13 protein-coding genes and 3 tRNA genes are annotated in these 14,171 nt (G+C 70.7%); 8 read left to right on the top strand and 8 right to left on the bottom strand.

Annotated features, from left to right (window positions below):
• Window positions 1-984 carry a LacI family DNA-binding transcriptional regulator gene (locus ACIBQ1_RS30310; protein WP_397282740.1) on the bottom strand — a complete coding sequence of 328 codons (984 nt, stop codon included), beginning with the start codon at window positions 982-984 and terminating at the stop codon, window positions 1-3.
• 249 nt (window positions 985-1,233) lie between these two features.
• Here ACIBQ1_RS30310 and ACIBQ1_RS30305 point away from each other — a divergent pair, with 249 nt between their 5' ends.
• Window positions 1,234-1,827 (top strand): MOSC domain-containing protein, encoded by a 594-nt coding sequence (locus ACIBQ1_RS30305; protein WP_397282695.1) that lies wholly within the window; start codon window positions 1,234-1,236, stop codon window positions 1,825-1,827.
• A gap of 75 nt (window positions 1,828-1,902) precedes the next feature.
• Here the strand turns inward: ACIBQ1_RS30305 and ACIBQ1_RS30300 are convergent.
• The 4 genes from ACIBQ1_RS30300 to ACIBQ1_RS30285 all read right to left on the bottom strand — a co-directional run bounded on the left by ACIBQ1_RS30300 (window position 1,903) and on the right by ACIBQ1_RS30285 (window position 2,843).
• Window positions 1,903-1,977, bottom strand: a tRNA-Val gene (locus ACIBQ1_RS30300).
• Between the two features lie 4 nt (window positions 1,978-1,981).
• Window positions 1,982-2,052: transfer RNA gene (locus tag ACIBQ1_RS30295), tRNA-Cys, on the bottom strand.
• Window positions 2,053-2,072: 20 nt separating this feature from the next.
• A tRNA-Gly gene (locus ACIBQ1_RS30290) sits at window positions 2,073-2,144 on the bottom strand.
• A 63-nt stretch (window positions 2,145-2,207) separates the two neighbouring features.
• Window positions 2,208-2,843 (bottom strand): ACT domain-containing protein, encoded by a 636-nt coding sequence (locus tag ACIBQ1_RS30285; protein ID WP_397282694.1) that lies wholly within the window; start codon window positions 2,841-2,843, stop codon window positions 2,208-2,210.
• A 79-nt stretch (window positions 2,844-2,922) separates the two neighbouring features.
• Between ACIBQ1_RS30285 and dusB the strand changes: the two genes are divergently transcribed.
• Window positions 2,923-4,035 (top strand): tRNA dihydrouridine synthase DusB, encoded by a 1,113-nt coding sequence (dusB, locus tag ACIBQ1_RS30280; RefSeq protein ID WP_397282693.1) that lies wholly within the window; start codon window positions 2,923-2,925, stop codon window positions 4,033-4,035.
• An 8-nt stretch (window positions 4,036-4,043) separates the two neighbouring features.
• Here the strand turns inward: dusB and ACIBQ1_RS30275 are convergent, their stop codons facing one another.
• Entirely contained in the window at window positions 4,044-5,069 is a 1,026-nt protein-coding gene (locus tag ACIBQ1_RS30275; protein ID WP_397282739.1) for an alpha/beta hydrolase, read from the bottom strand.
• Between the two features lie 69 nt (window positions 5,070-5,138).
• Complete coding sequence (locus ACIBQ1_RS30270; RefSeq protein WP_397282692.1) at window positions 5,139-5,918, bottom strand: phytanoyl-CoA dioxygenase family protein; 780 nt, start codon at window positions 5,916-5,918, stop codon at window positions 5,139-5,141.
• Window positions 5,919-5,974: 56 nt separating this feature from the next.
• On the opposite strand from ACIBQ1_RS30270, the gene ACIBQ1_RS30265 reads away from it, so the two are divergent.
• Complete coding sequence (locus ACIBQ1_RS30265; protein ID WP_397282691.1) at window positions 5,975-6,889, top strand: helix-turn-helix domain-containing protein; 915 nt, start codon at window positions 5,975-5,977, stop codon at window positions 6,887-6,889.
• Between the two features lie 27 nt (window positions 6,890-6,916).
• Here ACIBQ1_RS30265 and ACIBQ1_RS30260 read toward each other — a convergent pair whose 3' ends face one another.
• A complete protein-coding gene (locus tag ACIBQ1_RS30260) occupies window positions 6,917-8,071 on the bottom strand; it encodes an ROK family protein (RefSeq protein ID WP_397282690.1) in 1,155 nt (384 codons plus the stop codon).
• A 174-nt stretch (window positions 8,072-8,245) separates the two neighbouring features.
• Here ACIBQ1_RS30260 and ACIBQ1_RS30255 point away from each other — a divergent pair, with 174 nt between their 5' ends.
• Genes ACIBQ1_RS30255 through ACIBQ1_RS30235 form a run of 5 tightly spaced genes read left to right on the top strand, consistent with a single transcriptional unit; the run spans window position 8,246 to window position 14,168 of the window.
• Complete coding sequence (locus ACIBQ1_RS30255; RefSeq protein WP_397282689.1) at window positions 8,246-9,547, top strand: glycoside hydrolase family 36 protein; 1,302 nt, start codon at window positions 8,246-8,248, stop codon at window positions 9,545-9,547.
• Entirely contained in the window at window positions 9,544-10,479 is a 936-nt protein-coding gene (locus ACIBQ1_RS30250; protein ID WP_397282688.1) for a carbohydrate ABC transporter permease, read from the top strand. The genes ACIBQ1_RS30255 and ACIBQ1_RS30250 overlap by 4 nt, the downstream gene beginning before the upstream one ends.
• Before the next feature lie 7 nt (window positions 10,480-10,486).
• Window positions 10,487-11,296: a carbohydrate ABC transporter permease gene (locus ACIBQ1_RS30245; protein WP_397282687.1), complete on the top strand. Its 810-nt coding sequence runs from the start codon at window positions 10,487-10,489 to the stop codon at window positions 11,294-11,296.
• Window positions 11,297-11,310: 14 nt separating this feature from the next.
• A complete protein-coding gene (locus tag ACIBQ1_RS30240; RefSeq protein ID WP_397282686.1) occupies window positions 11,311-12,615 on the top strand; it encodes an ABC transporter substrate-binding protein in 1,305 nt (434 codons plus the stop codon).
• An 8-nt stretch (window positions 12,616-12,623) separates the two neighbouring features.
• Entirely contained in the window at window positions 12,624-14,168 is a 1,545-nt protein-coding gene (locus ACIBQ1_RS30235) for an alkaline phosphatase D family protein (protein WP_397282685.1), read from the top strand.
• Window positions 14,169-14,171: the final 3 nt, after the last annotated feature.

Below are 14,171 nucleotides of genomic sequence, written 5' to 3'. Positions count from 1 at the left end.
CTACGGCTTCGGGGCGGGGGCGGTGCTCTCCCGCACGACCAGCTCGGGCTCGACCAGCCGCCGCGCGTCGGCCTCGGCTCCCGCCATCCGGTCCAGCAGCAGGTGGAAGGCGTGCCGGCCGACCTCGCCGAAGTCCTGCCGCACGGTCGTCAGCGGCGGCCAGAAGTAGGCCGACTCGGGGATGTCGTCGAACCCGGCCACGCTCACGTCCTCCGGCACCCGCCGCCCGGCCTCACGCAGGGCGCGCAGCACGCCGAGCGCCATCTGGTCGTTGGCCACGAACACGGCGGTGACCTCGGGATCCTGGGCCAGCTGCTGCCCGAGCTGGTAGCCGGAACGCGAGCTCCAGTCGCCGCGCAGCACCTCGGGCACCGGCCGGTCGGCGGACTCCAGCACGCTCCGCCACCCCTCGATGCGCCCGTTGGCGTCGAGCCAGTCGGCCGGCCCGGCCACGTGCCACACCGTCCGGTGGCCGAGGCTGAGCAGGTGGCGGGTGGCCCGGACGGCCCCGGTCCGCTGGTCCACCTTGGCGACGGGCACGGGGATGTCGTCCCCGGCGTCGACCGCGACCACGGGCATCTCGGCCGGCAGATGCCGCAGCCCGTCGGCGGCCGACTCGTGCGGGGCGACGATGATCACACCGTCCACGGCCTGGTCGCGCAGCCGTTCCACGCCCTCCTCCATGGACCTGCGGCTGAGCGAGGGCAGGCTGGCGATGCTCACGTTGAACCCGGCGTTCCTGGCGGCCTGCTCGATGCAGTAGAGCGTGGAGGCGGGCCCGTACAGGGTGGTGTCGATGCTCACCACCCCGAGCACCCCGGACCGCCCGGTGACGAGCTGCCGCGCGGCCTGATTGGGCCGGTAGTCGAGCTCCTGTACGGCGGCCAGCACGCGCGCCCTGGTCTCGGCCCGCACCCGGTCCGGCGCGTTGAGCACACGCGACACGGTCATGGCCGAGACTCCGGCGAGCACGGCGACGTCCATGAGCACCGCAGGCCTGCCGTCCCTGGATCTCACGGAGGCTCACCCCCTTGCCGATAACGCTAACAGCCACCAACCCCGAACGCGCGGACCATTATCACCACCCAGGCCCTCTCCAGAAAAGCACGACCTTCCAGGACGGGGACGCTTCACGCAAATGAGTCGCGAGAGCGTGGACGGGGTCGTACCGTCACGCTCATGAAGCTGCTCTCCGTCAATATCGGCAGACCCCGGTCCAACCCGTGGAAGGGCGTGGGCACGACGGGCATCGACAAGCGGCCCGTTCACGGCCCGGTCGCCGTGAAAGCCCCTGGCCCGAAGGGCACCGGTGAGGTCGGTCTCGCCGGCGATCGGGTGTACGACGTGAAGCATCATGGCGGTGTTCACCAGGCCGTCTACGCGTACGCCCGCGAGGATCTCGACACCTGGCAGACAGAGCTGGGCAGGCCGCTCGCGAACGGCGGCTTCGGGGAGAACCTCACGAGCCTGGGCCTGGACGTCAACGGTGCCCTGATCGGTGAGCGTTGGCGGATCGGGCCGGATGTCGTCCTGGAGGTGTCGTGCGCGCGGATTCCGTGCGCGACCTTCCAGGGCTGGCTGGAGCGTGACGGCTGGATCAAGCGTTTCACGCGGGCCGCACGGCCGGGGGCGTATCTGCGCGTGATCGAGCCCGGCGACATCCGCGCCGGTGACCCCGTCGAGATCGTGCACCGGCCCGAGCACGATGTGACCGTCGCACTCGTCTTCCGGGCGATGACCCTGGAGCCTGAACTGCTGCCGCGCCTGCTGGTCGCCGAGGCGCTGTCGCCGGAAGAGCAGGAATCGGCCCGCAGGCGCACCGCGTAGAGACCGACTTCACCGTCAGCCGCGCACCCGAGACAAGAAACCCCAGGTGCTTTCGCTACCTGGGGCTGTCTCGCATGGTGGACGATACTGGGATTGAACCAGTGACCTCTTCCGTGTCAGGGAAGCGCTCTCCCGCTGAGCTAATCGTCCAGTGAGGTGGCGACGGGATTTGAACCCGTGTGGACGGCTTTGCAGGCCGCTGCCTCGCCTCTCGGCCACGCCACCGAGTCGAACCGATCTCGCCGAGCGGAAGACGGGATTCGAACCCGCGACCCTCACCTTGGCAAGGTGATGCTCTACCACTGAGCCACTTCCGCGTTGCTGCCTGAACAACTCTAGCGCGTCTGCCGACCGGATGGTTACCGCTGGGCCGCGTCCGGCTACTTGCGGAGCTGGCGTGCCACGCTCCGCTCCGTGGCGGGCAGGCTGAGGAAGATCTCCAGGATGCGGGTGAGGCGGTGGACCTCGATGCGGTGGAAGGCGGGGCCTTCCGAGCGGGCCAGGAGGAGGGCGAGGGCCAGCGGCGGCAGCGGGGCGTGGATGACGTGCAGCCCCTCCTCGAAGGTGACGGCCGTCGGGCGGGAGGGCGTCTCCTCCGGGACGACCAGGTCTTTGGGGGCGCGCCAGCTGGCGTAGACGACGCGCCGGCCGGCCGTCATGGCGGCCCAGTCGGCGCTGAAGAGGACGGGCAGGGAGTCGACGAGCGTGGTGAGAGCGCGGTCGCCCGCCGTGGTGATGTACTTGAGAATCTCCAGCTCGGGGTACGTGCCCGGCGCCTCCCTGGTGGTCCAGATGCCCTCGACCGCCACGCCCTCCACCGTCTCCAGGCTCTTGACCAGCGACTGCCGGGGGGTGCTCTCCGGGCAGAAGACAGTGATGTCGTCGACGGCCGTGCCGGCGCCCCGGTCGAGCACGGTGACCTGCGTGATGTCGGCCCCCGAGGCCCCCAGCACCTTGGTCACCTGAGCGAGCGAACCCGGCCTGTCGGGCAGCGCAACGCGTACGCGAAGAAGCATCCATCCCTCCCCTGAAGATGCGAATAACAGACTATCTGCGAATACCTGTTACGGCCTGACCTGCGCTACAACTGACGAGGTGAAGATTGGGCCGATTGGGGTTTGGCCGCCCGTGGTGCTGGCGCCGATGGCGGGCATCACGAACGCGCCGTTCCGGGTGCTGTGCAGGGAGCAGGGCGCGGGGCTGTTCGTCTGCGAGATGATCACGACGCGCGCGCTGGTCGAGCGCAATCCGAAGACGCTGCGGATGATCAGGTTCGCGGAGTCGGAGCGGCCCAGGAGCATCCAGCTGTACGGGGTGGATCCCGACGTCGTGGGGCGGGCGGTCAAGATGATCGCCGAGGAGGACCTGGCCGACCACGTCGACCTGAACTTCGGCTGCCCCGTGCCCAAGGTGACCAGGCGCGGGGGCGGGTCCGCGCTGCCGTACAAGAGGAATCTGCTGCGGCGGATCCTGCGGGAGGCGGTGGCCAACGCGGGGTCGTTGCCCGTCACGGTGAAGATGCGCAAGGGGATCGACGACGATCACCTGACCTATCTCGACGCGGGGCGGATCGCGGCCGAGGAGGGCGTCGCGGCCATCGCGCTGCACGCCCGTACGGCCAAGCAGCACTACGGGGGCGTGGCCGACTGGGAGGCCATCGCCCGGCTCAAGGAGGCCGTGCCGGAGATCCCCGTGCTGGGGAACGGCGACATCTGGTGCGCCGACGACGCCCTGCGGATGGTGGCGCGCACGGGGTGCGACGGGGTCGTGGTGGGTCGGGGGTGCCTGGGGCGGCCGTGGTTGTTCAAGGATCTGGAGAACGCGTTCAACGGCCGCCCCGAGCGGGCCCGGCCTGCGCTCGGCGAGGTCGCCGAGGTGATGGCCAGGCACGCCGAAGGGCTGACCGAGTGCTTCGACATCGAGCGCTACGCCGTCGCCGACTTCCGCAAGCACGTCGGGTGGTATCTGAAGGGGTTCACGGTCGGGAGCGAGCTGCGGCGGGAGCTGGCCACGGCCGAGTCGCTCGACGGGCTGCGCGAGGGGCTGGCGAAGCTGGAGCACGACCAGCCGTGGCCGCCGAACACCGACACGCCCCGGGGGAAGTCGGGGGAGCGGGCCAAGGTGCTGCTGCCGGACGGCTGGCTGGACGACCCCTGGGACTGCGTGATCCCCGACGGCGACGCGGAGTCCGACATCTCCGGCGGTTGACCGCGGGATCAGCGGACATTGCGCCGGACCCAGTCGAGGGCCTGGGCGGACGAGGCCGGGGCGGTGCGGTGGAGGGTGAGCACGTGGCCGGTGCCGGGGATCAGCGTCGCCTCCAGGGGCGTGTCCGGGTACCAGCGCTTCTGCTGCGCCTGCAGGGCCGCCGTGCTCGTGCAGTCCGTGGCGCCCTCGCCGCAGAGCAGCCGGTCGTACTGGCCGACCATGATCATGGTGGGTACGCGGATGAGGCGGTTGTCGGTGACGGGCGGGAGGGATTCGAGGAAGGTGTCGGGTTCCTTGGTCGCCTCGTCGCGTGAGATGACGGCGGCGCGCGCGCCCGGCCGGTGGTAGAACCAGTCGGCGCGGGTGCCGGGGCGGGTGGTGTAGTACGCCTCGTCCAGCTTGCGTGAGGCCAGGCGCGGGTCCTGGGCGGCCGGGTGGATCGCCCCGGCGAACTCCTCGAAGGCGCGCTCGTTCGGGGTGCTGGACTCGCCGGTCAGGATGATGCCGTCCAGCGCGTCCGGATGGCGGATCTGGACGCCGCGGATGATCGTGGAGCCGACGGAGTTGCCCACGGCCACCACGCGCCGGTACCGCTGCCCGTCGAGCGTGCCCTGGCGGGCCGCGAGCACCACCTGGCGGAGCGAGGCCTGGTGGCTGTCCGGCCGCATGGCGGTCCCGGCCGGCCAGGAGCTGCGGCCGGACCCGAGCCGGTCGATCGCCAGGACGGCGTACCCGCCCCGGACCATGGTCTCGGCGAACGACGGCCCGTTCCCGCCGCGTCGTAGCCAGTAGGACCGGTCGTACGTGCCGCCGGGGACCAGGATCTGGATCGCCTGGGCGCCGCCGCGGGGGCGGCAGAGGGTGCCGGCCACCCGCTGGTCCAGGGGGCCGCCCGCGGTGAGCGGCACGGCCACGGAGACCTGCTCGCAGCCTGGGGAGCCGGCCCCGGAGCCGGCCGTCGCGGGCCCCGTCCCCGCCGTCAGGGCCGCGATCATGCTCGTGCCCGCGACCCCGGCCCGCCACTTCGCCGTCATGTTCACACTTGGTCCTCTCGCATCGAACTGTACGCTGTACCGTACACCATACGGTTCGATGGGTGTGACCTAGTGCGGTCCGGTGACCTCGGTGCCGCAGGGGCCGCCGCCGACGGAAGCCTCCAGCCGGACGGGCTCGCCCGACATCGTGAGCGTCGGGTAGTACTCGGCGATCCGCTCGGCCGAGCGCCCCACGTAATGGCAGATGAAGCTGCGCCTGAACCGGTCGGCCGTGCTGTTCGGCTCCGACCCGTGCACCAGGCTGCCGTTGAAGAACAGCACGTCCCCCGGCTCCATGTCGACCGGCACCTTCGCCAGGCCGGGCGGCGGCGGCACGTACTCCCTGGTGAAGGAGATGTCCTGGTCCGCCTCCTCCGGGCAGAACAGGTCCATGAGATGCGTCCCCGGCACGACCTCGAGGCCGCCGTTCGCCCGGTCCACGCGGTCGAGCGCCACCCACGCGGCCACGCACGTGCCCGGCTCCACCCGGAGGTAGAAGTTGTCCTGATGCAGCGCCTGGCCCCTGGCGCCCGGCGGCTTGAAGTAGAACATGCTCTGGGCTGCTATCGGCTCCTCTCCTAGGATGTCGCGGAGAATCGCGGCGATGCGGGTGTCGAGCAGATATCGCAGGGCCAGACCGTTCACCTGATGGGGGTGCATGATCCGCGGGTAGTCGCGAAGGATGTCGTACGGCCGGCCGGGTTCCTGCGGCTGCGGGGAGAAGTGACCTGGGATCGGCCCCTTGGCGTGCAGCGCCATGAACTCGTCGCGCAACTCGGCGACCTCCTCCGGAGCGAGGAGGCCGGGCACGATCACGTACCCCTGATCGTGGAAGTCGTTGAGCCTCATGTTTTCCACGCTAGATACCGGGATCGGGGAACGGTATGCCTGTGACCGCTGAGGACATGTCTGTTCCTGCTGCCGAGCTGACGATCGTCGGCCACTACGACAAGGCGCCGGGGTACGCCACGCGCCGCCCTGCCGGGTCGCCGAGCTGGCTGCTGCTGTGGACGGAGGCGGGGGCGGGGTTCGTGGAGCAGGGCGGGGCGTCCTTCGCGGTCCGGGCCGGGGACCTGGTGGTGCTCGGGTCCGGGGTGTCGCAGTACTACCGGGTGCTGCCGGGGGCGCGGCGGTGGCGGTTCTGGTGGGTGCACTTCCAGCCCCGTCCCTCGTGGACGGCCTGGCTGGGGCCGTTCGCCCGGGGGGACGGGTGCCATCTGGTCGGAGGTGTGCCGGCGGGCGTGCACGCACGGATGGGCCTGGCGTTCGAGCGCGCGCTCCAGGACGCCCGATGGGTGCCGGACGCGCCCCTGCCCGGCACGTTCCGCCCCGCTGAGACGTCCGGTTCGGGAGCGGGCGTCGCCGAGGCGCGGGTGCCCGCCGTGGTGGTGGCGGGGCCGGCGCGGGAGCTGGTGCTGGGGGCCGTCGAGGAGGCGCTCGTCCTGGCCACCGCCTCCGCACGGCCCGAGGGGGCGCGGCGGCCGGAGGAGGGCGACGAGCGGGTACGCCGGGTGCTGGCCCTGATCGCCGCCGAGCCCGGCGCGCCGCATTCGGTCGCCTCGCTCGCGCGCGCCGTCGCGCTCTCGCCGTCCCGCTTCGCCCACCTGTTCACAGCCGAGACCGGGCGCAGCCCGATGCAGGCCGTCCGGGAGGCGCGGGTACGGCACGCCGCGAGCCTGCTGGAGGTGACGGACCTGGACGTGGGGCAGGTGGCGGCGGCGTCCGGCTTCGTCAGCCCGTTCCACTTCAGCCGGGCTTTCCGGCGCGAGTACGGCCTACCGCCCCGCGACTACCGCGCCCGCCTGCGCACACACCCCTGACCCAAGGCGGTCGGTGGGCGGAGGGGGTCAGCGGGTGACGGGGAGGGGGCCCTTGTCGGGGGTGAAGAGCTGGGCGTCCAGGTGGTCGACCGCGTAGTCGATGGCGCCCACCACCACGCACTCGTCCCCCAGCGTGGAAGCCCGCACCTCCGGCATCCGCATGCACGTACGCTCCAACCGCACCCGCAGCCGCTCCAGCAGCACGTCGGACGACCGGGAGAAGCCGCCTCCCAGCACCACCATCTGCGGGTCCAGGATGAGCACCATCGCGGCCGTGCCCACCGCCAGATCGTCCACGTACCGCTCCACGGCTGCGAGCGCCACCGGGTCGCCGTTGCGGGCGGCGGCCAGCGTCCACCCGGCCGCGTCCTCGGGCGGGGTGCCCTCGGGGAGGGACGGGCAGGTGTTGAGGTGTTCGGCGGGGTCGAACCAGCGGGCCTCGGGCAGCATGGAGATCTCCCCGGCCGCCGCCCCGAACCCCCGGTGCACCTTCCCGCCGATGATCAGCCCTGCTCCCATGCGCCGGCCGACGTGCAGGAACACCACGTCCTTGGCGCCCTTGGCCACCCCGCGCCGGGTCTCGGCCATGGCGGCCAGGCGGCTGTCGTTCTCGATGAGGATCTGGCAGGGGAACATCTCGCGCAGCTTGCCCGCGAGGTCGAGGTCGCGCCAGGCGGGCACGGCGGCCGAGTAGATGACGCGCCCCTCGACGTCGATCACGCCGACGGTGCCCACCGAGACCAGCCACAGGTCGGAGACCGACGTACGGCTGAGCGCCAGGCAGCCGGAGACGGCGCGTTCGATCGCGGCCAGACGCTCCTCGATCGGGTCGTCGGGCAGCACCGGCTGCCGGGTCTCGGCGAGGATCTCGCCGTCCAGGTCGGACAGGGCGGCGCGGATGTTGTGACCCCCTATGTCCACCCCGACCAGGTAGCCGCTGTCGGCGCGGAAGCGGTAGCGGCGCGCCGGCCGGCCCATCGTGCCGGGGCTCGGCGGCACCTCCTCCACCCAGCCCAGCCCCATGAGCTCGTCGGTGACCTCCTTCATGGACGGCCGGGACAGGCCGGTGCGCTCGGCGAGCGCCGACAGGGTGAGCGGTCCCGCCCTGCGCAGCTCCCGGATGGCCGTCAGCGAGTTGAGCTGCCGCAGCCGGGACAGGTCGCCGCCGCGAACGTCCGCCATCGCCGTCCTCAAGTCCTTAAGTAGGTCTCCTCTGTAACCAGAGATTATGCCAGCGATCGGCAGTTGTATGCGCAGCCTCCATCTGCTGTTACTTCAGCAAAAATCCGTCATTGACCCCGCGAGAGCGCCGGTGCTACTAATGAAGCGCTCCTTCGTAAGTCGAGAGGATTGAGGATGTCGTTCGAAGACATCGGCGAGATCGGGTGCGGCCCTGGCGAGGCGCGGGTGTTCGAGCACGGCTGGCAGTCGTGGAGCCCCACCGGCGCGTACCGCCTGACGGACGCCCCGCCCCGGCCCGCCGACGAGACCATCCAGATCCTCGCCTACCGCCCCGAGACCCCCATCCCCCCGGGGGTGTTCCAGGGCGAGGGGCTGCTCGCCGTCGAGCCGGGCGACGGCTCCGTCGAGCTCTGGTCCGCGCCGAGCCCCCTGCGGGTGCCCTCGATCAGGGCGCGCGCGGAGGGCGACCGCCTGGTGGTCTCCGCCGACGGCCCGGTACGCCACCACCGCGCCGAAGGCGGCCTGGACCAGGCCCTCCGCGACTGGGCGGACACCATGGCGGAGCAGCGCGCGTTCCCCGCCGTCCCGCCCATGTGGTGCACCTGGTACGGCTACTGGGACAAGGTCACCGACGCCGACGTCATCGAGAACCTCCAGCAGTCCGAACGCCTCGGCCTGGGCGCCGACATGTTCCTCATCGACGACGGTTACGAGGCCGAGATCGGCGACTGGCTGGAGGGGCGGCCGGAATTCGGCTCGCTGGCGCGGGCCGTGGACGCCGTCACCGGCGCCGGGCGGCGGGCCGGGATCTGGACCGCGCCGTTCCTCGTCGGCCACCGCAGCCGGATCTTCCGCGAGCACCCCGACTGGCTGGTCCGGGGCGCGTACGCCGGGCGCATGTGGGACCAGGAGCTGGCCGTGCTCGACGTCACCCACCCGGAGGCGGCCGAGCATCTCGTCAATGTCTTCCGCACGTTCGGCGCCATGGGCATCAGCCACTTCAAGCTCGACTTCGTCTACGCGGGAGCCCTCGCTGGCGGGCGGCACGAGGACCTCGACCCGATCGCCGCGTACCGGCGCGGCCTGGAGCTGATCCGCCGGGGCGCCGGCGCGGACGCGACCCTGCACGGGTGCGGCGCGCCCATGCTGCCCAGCATCGGCCTGGTGGACATCATGCGGGTCAGCCCGGACATCGCGCCGACCGTGCAGCCCAAGTCCGGCGACATCAGCCAGCCGTCCCAGCTCGGGGCCCGGCTCACCGGCGCGGCGCGCGAGTTCCTGCACGCCCGCTGGTGGGTGAACGACCCCGACTGCATCATCCTGCGCCCCGAGGTGGAGGCGCGCGAGGAGTGGGCCGCGCACCTCGCCGCCACAGGCGGCCTGCGCGGGTCGAGCGACCCCGTCGCGGCGCTGGACGACTGGGGCCTGGAGACGACCAGGCGGCTCATGGTGCCGACGGCGACGGACCCGTCGTGACCAGCCACACCGCGCGAGGAAACCTGGTGGCGGACGTCAAGGTGGCCGGGAGGCGGCGCAGGCGGGGGAGCGGCTGGCACGCGTACCTCTTCGTCGGCCCCAGCCTCCTCGGGGTGATCGCGTTCCTCCTGCTCCCGATGCTCATCGTGCTCGTCCTCAGCCTCTTCGACTGGGAGCTGCTCTCGTCCCCCGAGTTCGTCGGGTTCGACAACTACCGGCGGCTGGCGGGCGACGGGCAGGCGTGGCACTCGCTCGGGGTGACGGTCGCGTACGTCCTGCTGTGCATCCCGCTCCAGACCGTGCTGGCCCTGGCCCTGGCCATGCTGCTCAACCAGCGCATCAAGGGCGTCAGGTTCTACCGCTCGCTCTTCGTCGTCCCGTGGATGGCCACGCCCATCGTCCTCGCCCTGATCTGGAACTGGATCTTCGACCCCCGTGACGGCGCCATCAACAGCGCGCTCGCGCTGGTCGGCGTCACCGGCCCCGACTGGCTGTCCGACCCCACGTGGGCGCTGCCCGCCGTCGCGCTGGTCAGCATCTGGCAGTACACCGGCTACAACATGCTGTTCTTCCTGGCCGGCCTGCAGGGCATCCCGAAGGAGCTGCACGACGCGGCCGAGACCGACGGGGCCGGCCCGGCCCAGCGGTTCTGGCGGGTCACGCTGCCGCTGCTCAACCCCACGATGTTCTTCGTCAGCGTGACGAACCTGATCGGCTCCTTCCAGGTGTTCGACACGGTGTTCGCGATGACGGACGGCGGCCCCGGCCACGCCACCGAGGTGCTCAACTTCCGGATCTACCAGACGGCGTTCAAGGAGTTCGACTTCGGTTACGCGGCCACGCTGTCGACGCTGCTCTTCCTGATCATCCTCCTGGTGACGATGGCGCAGGTCAGGTTCTTCGGCAAGCGCACCACCTACGACCTGAGCTGAGGGACCCATGGCCAAGCGAATCCTCCTGTACGCCGTGCTCGCCGTCGGTGCGCTCGTCTCCGTCTTCCCGTACCTGCTCGTGGTCCTGACCGCGTTCAAGACGCAGGGGCAGCTCAGCGAGACCGCCCCGTGGCTGCCGGGGCTGCCGCCGACCACGGGCAACCTGGAGAAGATGCTGGCCGGCGACTTCCCCCGCTACCTGCTCAACACGGCCGTGATGACGGCGCTGCTGACGGCCGGGCAGCTGGTGTTCACCACGTTCGCCGCCTACGCGTTCGCCCGGCTCCGGTTCAGGGGCAGGGACGCGCTGTTCTGGCTGTTCGTGGCCACGATGATGGTGCCCAGCGCCGTCACCATGATCCCGCTGTTCCTGATCATGCGGCAGCTGGATCTGGTCAACACCTGGTACGGCCTGCTCGCCCCGTACGTGCTCGGCACCCCGTACGGGATCTTCCTGATGCGGCAGTTCTTCAAGACCCTGCCCGCCGGCCTGGAGGAGGCGGCGCGGATCGACGGGGCGGGCCCGCTGACGATCCTCGTACGCGTCATGCTCCCGCTCTGCCGCCCGGCGCTCGGCACGCTGGCGATCATCACCGTGATCTCGTCCTGGAACAGCTTCCTCTGGCCGCTGATCATCACGAGCGGCGACGACACCAAGGTCATCACGGTGGCCATCGCCACGCTCAGGCAGGGCATCGGCGTCGACTACAACCTCATGATGGCCGGCAGCCTGATCGCGCTGGTGCCGATGGTGGCCATCTTCGTCTTCTTCCAGAAGCACATCGTCAGGTCCGTGGTCCTCACGGGTCTCAAGTAAGAAGAGGTCAGCGAATGTTGCGCAACCCCCCGATTCGCTGGGCGCTGCTCGGCGCCGCCCTGCTCGCCCTCACCTCCTGCGGCTCCGGCTCGGGCGGCGGCGGCGCGTCAGACCAGGTCACGTTGACGTACCGGCTCTGGGACGACCAGCAGAAGGTCGGCTACGAGAAGGTCATGGCCGCCTTCGAGAAGGCCAACCCCGGCATCCACGTCGACATCGAGCTGCTGCCGTACGACCAGTACTGGACGAAGCTCACCGCCGACGTCGTCGCGGGCACCGCGCCGGACGTGTTCTGGATGACCCCCACCCAGTTCCCCGAGTACGTCACCAAGGGCGTCCTGTCGCCGGTCCAGGTCGACGCGTCGAAGTACCACCAGACCGTCGTCGGCTCCTTCACCTACGAGAACAAGCTGTACGGCGTCCCGAAGGACTGGGGCATCGTCGGCCTGCTCTACAACAAGGACCTGTTCAGGCAGGCCGGCGTCGAGATGCCCGAGAAGCTGACCTGGGCCAAGGACGGCAGCGGCAGCCTGCTCGACACCGCGCGCAAGCTCACCGTGGACGAGGCCGGCAAGCACCCCGGCGACGCGGGCTTCGACCCGGCCAAGGTCAAGACGTACGGTTTCGCCTCCTGGAACCACTACCAGACGCAGTGGATGAACTGGGTCAGCTCGAACGGCGGCAAGCTCGTCGACAAGCCCTTCGGCAAGTACTCCTTCAACGACCCGGCGTCGGTCGAGGCGCTGCAGTTCGGCGTGGACCTGGTCAACAAGCACCACGTCGCCCCGCCCGCCACCCAGACGAACCCGCCCACCGGCAAGATCACCGACATGTTCAAGGCGGGCAAGGTCGCGATGTTCCCCGCCAACAACGCGCTGTTGCCGTTCGTGGCGCCGGAGGCCACGTTCGAGATGGGCGTCACGGCCATGCCCGAAGGGCCGCAGGGCCGCTCGGTCAACCTGAACGGCCTGGCCGAGGCCGTCTACGCCAAGAGCAAGCACCCCAAGGAGGCCATGAAGCTGGCCGAGTACCTCGGCACCCAGGAGCCCCAGAAGATGATGGCCGACGGCGGCTACGTCTTCCCCGCGCTCAACGGCCTCAGCCAGGGCTACGTCGACTACTGGAAGGCGAAGAAGGTCGACGTCGCGCCCTTCGAGAAGGAGGCCCAGGGCTCGACCTTCCCGTTGCCGATCACCACCGGTTTCACCGGCTTCGAGACCAAGCTCAACCAGATCTTCAACGAGATGTACCTCGGCAAGCTCGCCCCGAAGGCCGCCGCCGACCAGGCCGTGGCCGAAGGCAACGCCACCGTCAAGTGAGGACCCCCATGATCACCCGGCGTTCTCTGTTCGCCGGGGGCGCGAGCCTGGGCATTTCCGCCGCACTGGGTGCCGAACCCGTGCGCGCGGCCGTCCGGCGCGCCCCTCTCTCCGACCCCTTCCAGCTCGGCGTCGCCTCGGGCGAGCCCACGCCCGGCGGCGTGGTCCTGTGGACCCGGCTCGCCATGAACCCGATCGCCCTCGACGGCCTCGGCGGCATGCCCGACCGCCCGGTGCCGGTCCAGTGGCAGCTCGCCAAGGACGAGAACTTCCGGCACGTCGTCCGGGGCGGCGTCGAGGTCGCCCGCACCGACGCGGCCCACAGCGTGCACGTCGAGCTCGACGGACTCCAACCGGGCGCCGAGTACTTCTACCGCTTCAAGGCCGCGGGCGAGATCAGCCCCGTCGGCCGCACGCTCACCGCCCCCGCCCCCGGCACTCGCGGCCGCGCCCTCAACCTGTCGTTCACCTCCTGCGCCGACTACCAGGTGGGCTGGTTCACGCCGTACCGCAGGATGGCCGAGGACCAGCCCGATCTCATCGCCTTCCTCGGCGACTACATCTACGAGTACGGCGACTACAAGTACCCGGTCCGCGACCAGGCCGGCGGCGAGTGCTTGGACCTGGCCGGATACCGGTTACGCCACGCCCAGCACAAGGCCGACCCCGAGTCGCGGCTGGCCCACGCCATCGCCCCCTGGGTCGTGGTGTGGGACGACCACGACATCGAGAACGCCTGGGCCGGCGACGTGCCCGAGCAGCCCGACCCGCCGTTCCTCGCCCGCCGGGCCGCCGCCTTCCAGGCGTACTACGAGAACATGCCGCTGCGCCGCGCCCAGAAGCCGAACGGGTCGGCGCTCAAGCTCTACCGCAGCATCCGCTGGGGCGCGGTGGCCAACCTGCACCTGCTCGACACCCGCCAGTACCGCGACCTGTACGCGTGCACCGGCAAGAGCGGCACCGTCGGCCCCGACTGCCTCGCCCGCCTGGAGCCCAACCGCACGATCCTGGGCCGCGACCAGGAGGCGTGGCTGGACGGCGAGCTGAAGGGCTCGCGCGCCACCTGGGACCTGCTCGGCCAGCAGGTCTTCCTCATGGAGATGGACTGGGCGAACGGCGAGGGCAAGGGCTACTCCAACGAGGGCTGGGACGGCTACGTCGCCTCCCGCAACCGCCTGACGGCCGCCATCGACACCTACCAGCGCAACGCCGTCGTGCTCACCGGCGACGTGCACAGCCACTGGGCCGGCGAGGTCAAGCGCGACTTCCAGGACCCGGAGTCGAAGTCCGTGGCCGTCGAGCTGGTCACCACCTCGGTGACGAGCGCCGGCAACGGCCTGGACGAGTACCCCAACACCCAGGTCCTGCTCGACGAGAACCCGCACGTCAAGTTCTTCAACGGCCGCCGCGGCTACGTGCGCGCCAAGCTCACGCAGCAGGAGATGAAGGTCGACTTCCGGTCCCTGTCGCGCGTCACCGAGCCGTACGCCCCCGCCTACACCTCCGGTTCCTTCGTCATCGAGCCGGGCGCCGCCAGACTCAACCCCGTCTGACAG

This window comes from Nonomuraea sp. NPDC050153 (genome assembly GCF_044460125.1).
Classification (GTDB): domain Bacteria; phylum Actinomycetota; class Actinomycetes; order Streptosporangiales; family Streptosporangiaceae; genus Nonomuraea.
Note: the sequence above shows the minus strand (reverse complement) of the source record. Positions and strands in the feature narration are given on the sequence as shown.

What these genes read in the sequence shown, in the direction of transcription:
- ACIBQ1_RS30310 (WP_397282740.1), bottom strand. Translation starts at nt 984, where the DNA reads ATGGACGTCGCCGTGCTCGCCGGAGTCTCGGCCATGACCGTGTCGCGT.
- ACIBQ1_RS30285 (WP_397282694.1), bottom strand. Translation starts at nt 2,843, where the DNA reads ATGCTTCTTCGCGTACGCGTTGCGCTGCCCGACAGGCCGGGTTCGCTC.
- ACIBQ1_RS30275 (WP_397282739.1), bottom strand. Translation starts at nt 5,069, where the DNA reads ATGACGGCGAAGTGGCGGGCCGGGGTCGCGGGCACGAGCATGATCGCG.
- ACIBQ1_RS30270 (WP_397282692.1), bottom strand. Translation starts at nt 5,918, where the DNA reads ATGAGGCTCAACGACTTCCACGATCAGGGGTACGTGATCGTGCCCGGC.
- ACIBQ1_RS30265 (WP_397282691.1), top strand. Translation starts at nt 5,975, where the DNA reads ATGTCTGTTCCTGCTGCCGAGCTGACGATCGTCGGCCACTACGACAAG.
- ACIBQ1_RS30260 (WP_397282690.1), bottom strand. Translation starts at nt 8,071, where the DNA reads ATGGCGGACGTTCGCGGCGGCGACCTGTCCCGGCTGCGGCAGCTCAAC.
- ACIBQ1_RS30255 (WP_397282689.1), top strand. Translation starts at nt 8,246, where the DNA reads ATGTCGTTCGAAGACATCGGCGAGATCGGGTGCGGCCCTGGCGAGGCG.
- ACIBQ1_RS30245 (WP_397282687.1), top strand. Translation starts at nt 10,487, where the DNA reads ATGGCCAAGCGAATCCTCCTGTACGCCGTGCTCGCCGTCGGTGCGCTC.
- ACIBQ1_RS30240 (WP_397282686.1), top strand. Translation starts at nt 11,311, where the DNA reads ATGTTGCGCAACCCCCCGATTCGCTGGGCGCTGCTCGGCGCCGCCCTG.
- ACIBQ1_RS30235 (WP_397282685.1), top strand. Translation starts at nt 12,624, where the DNA reads ATGATCACCCGGCGTTCTCTGTTCGCCGGGGGCGCGAGCCTGGGCATT.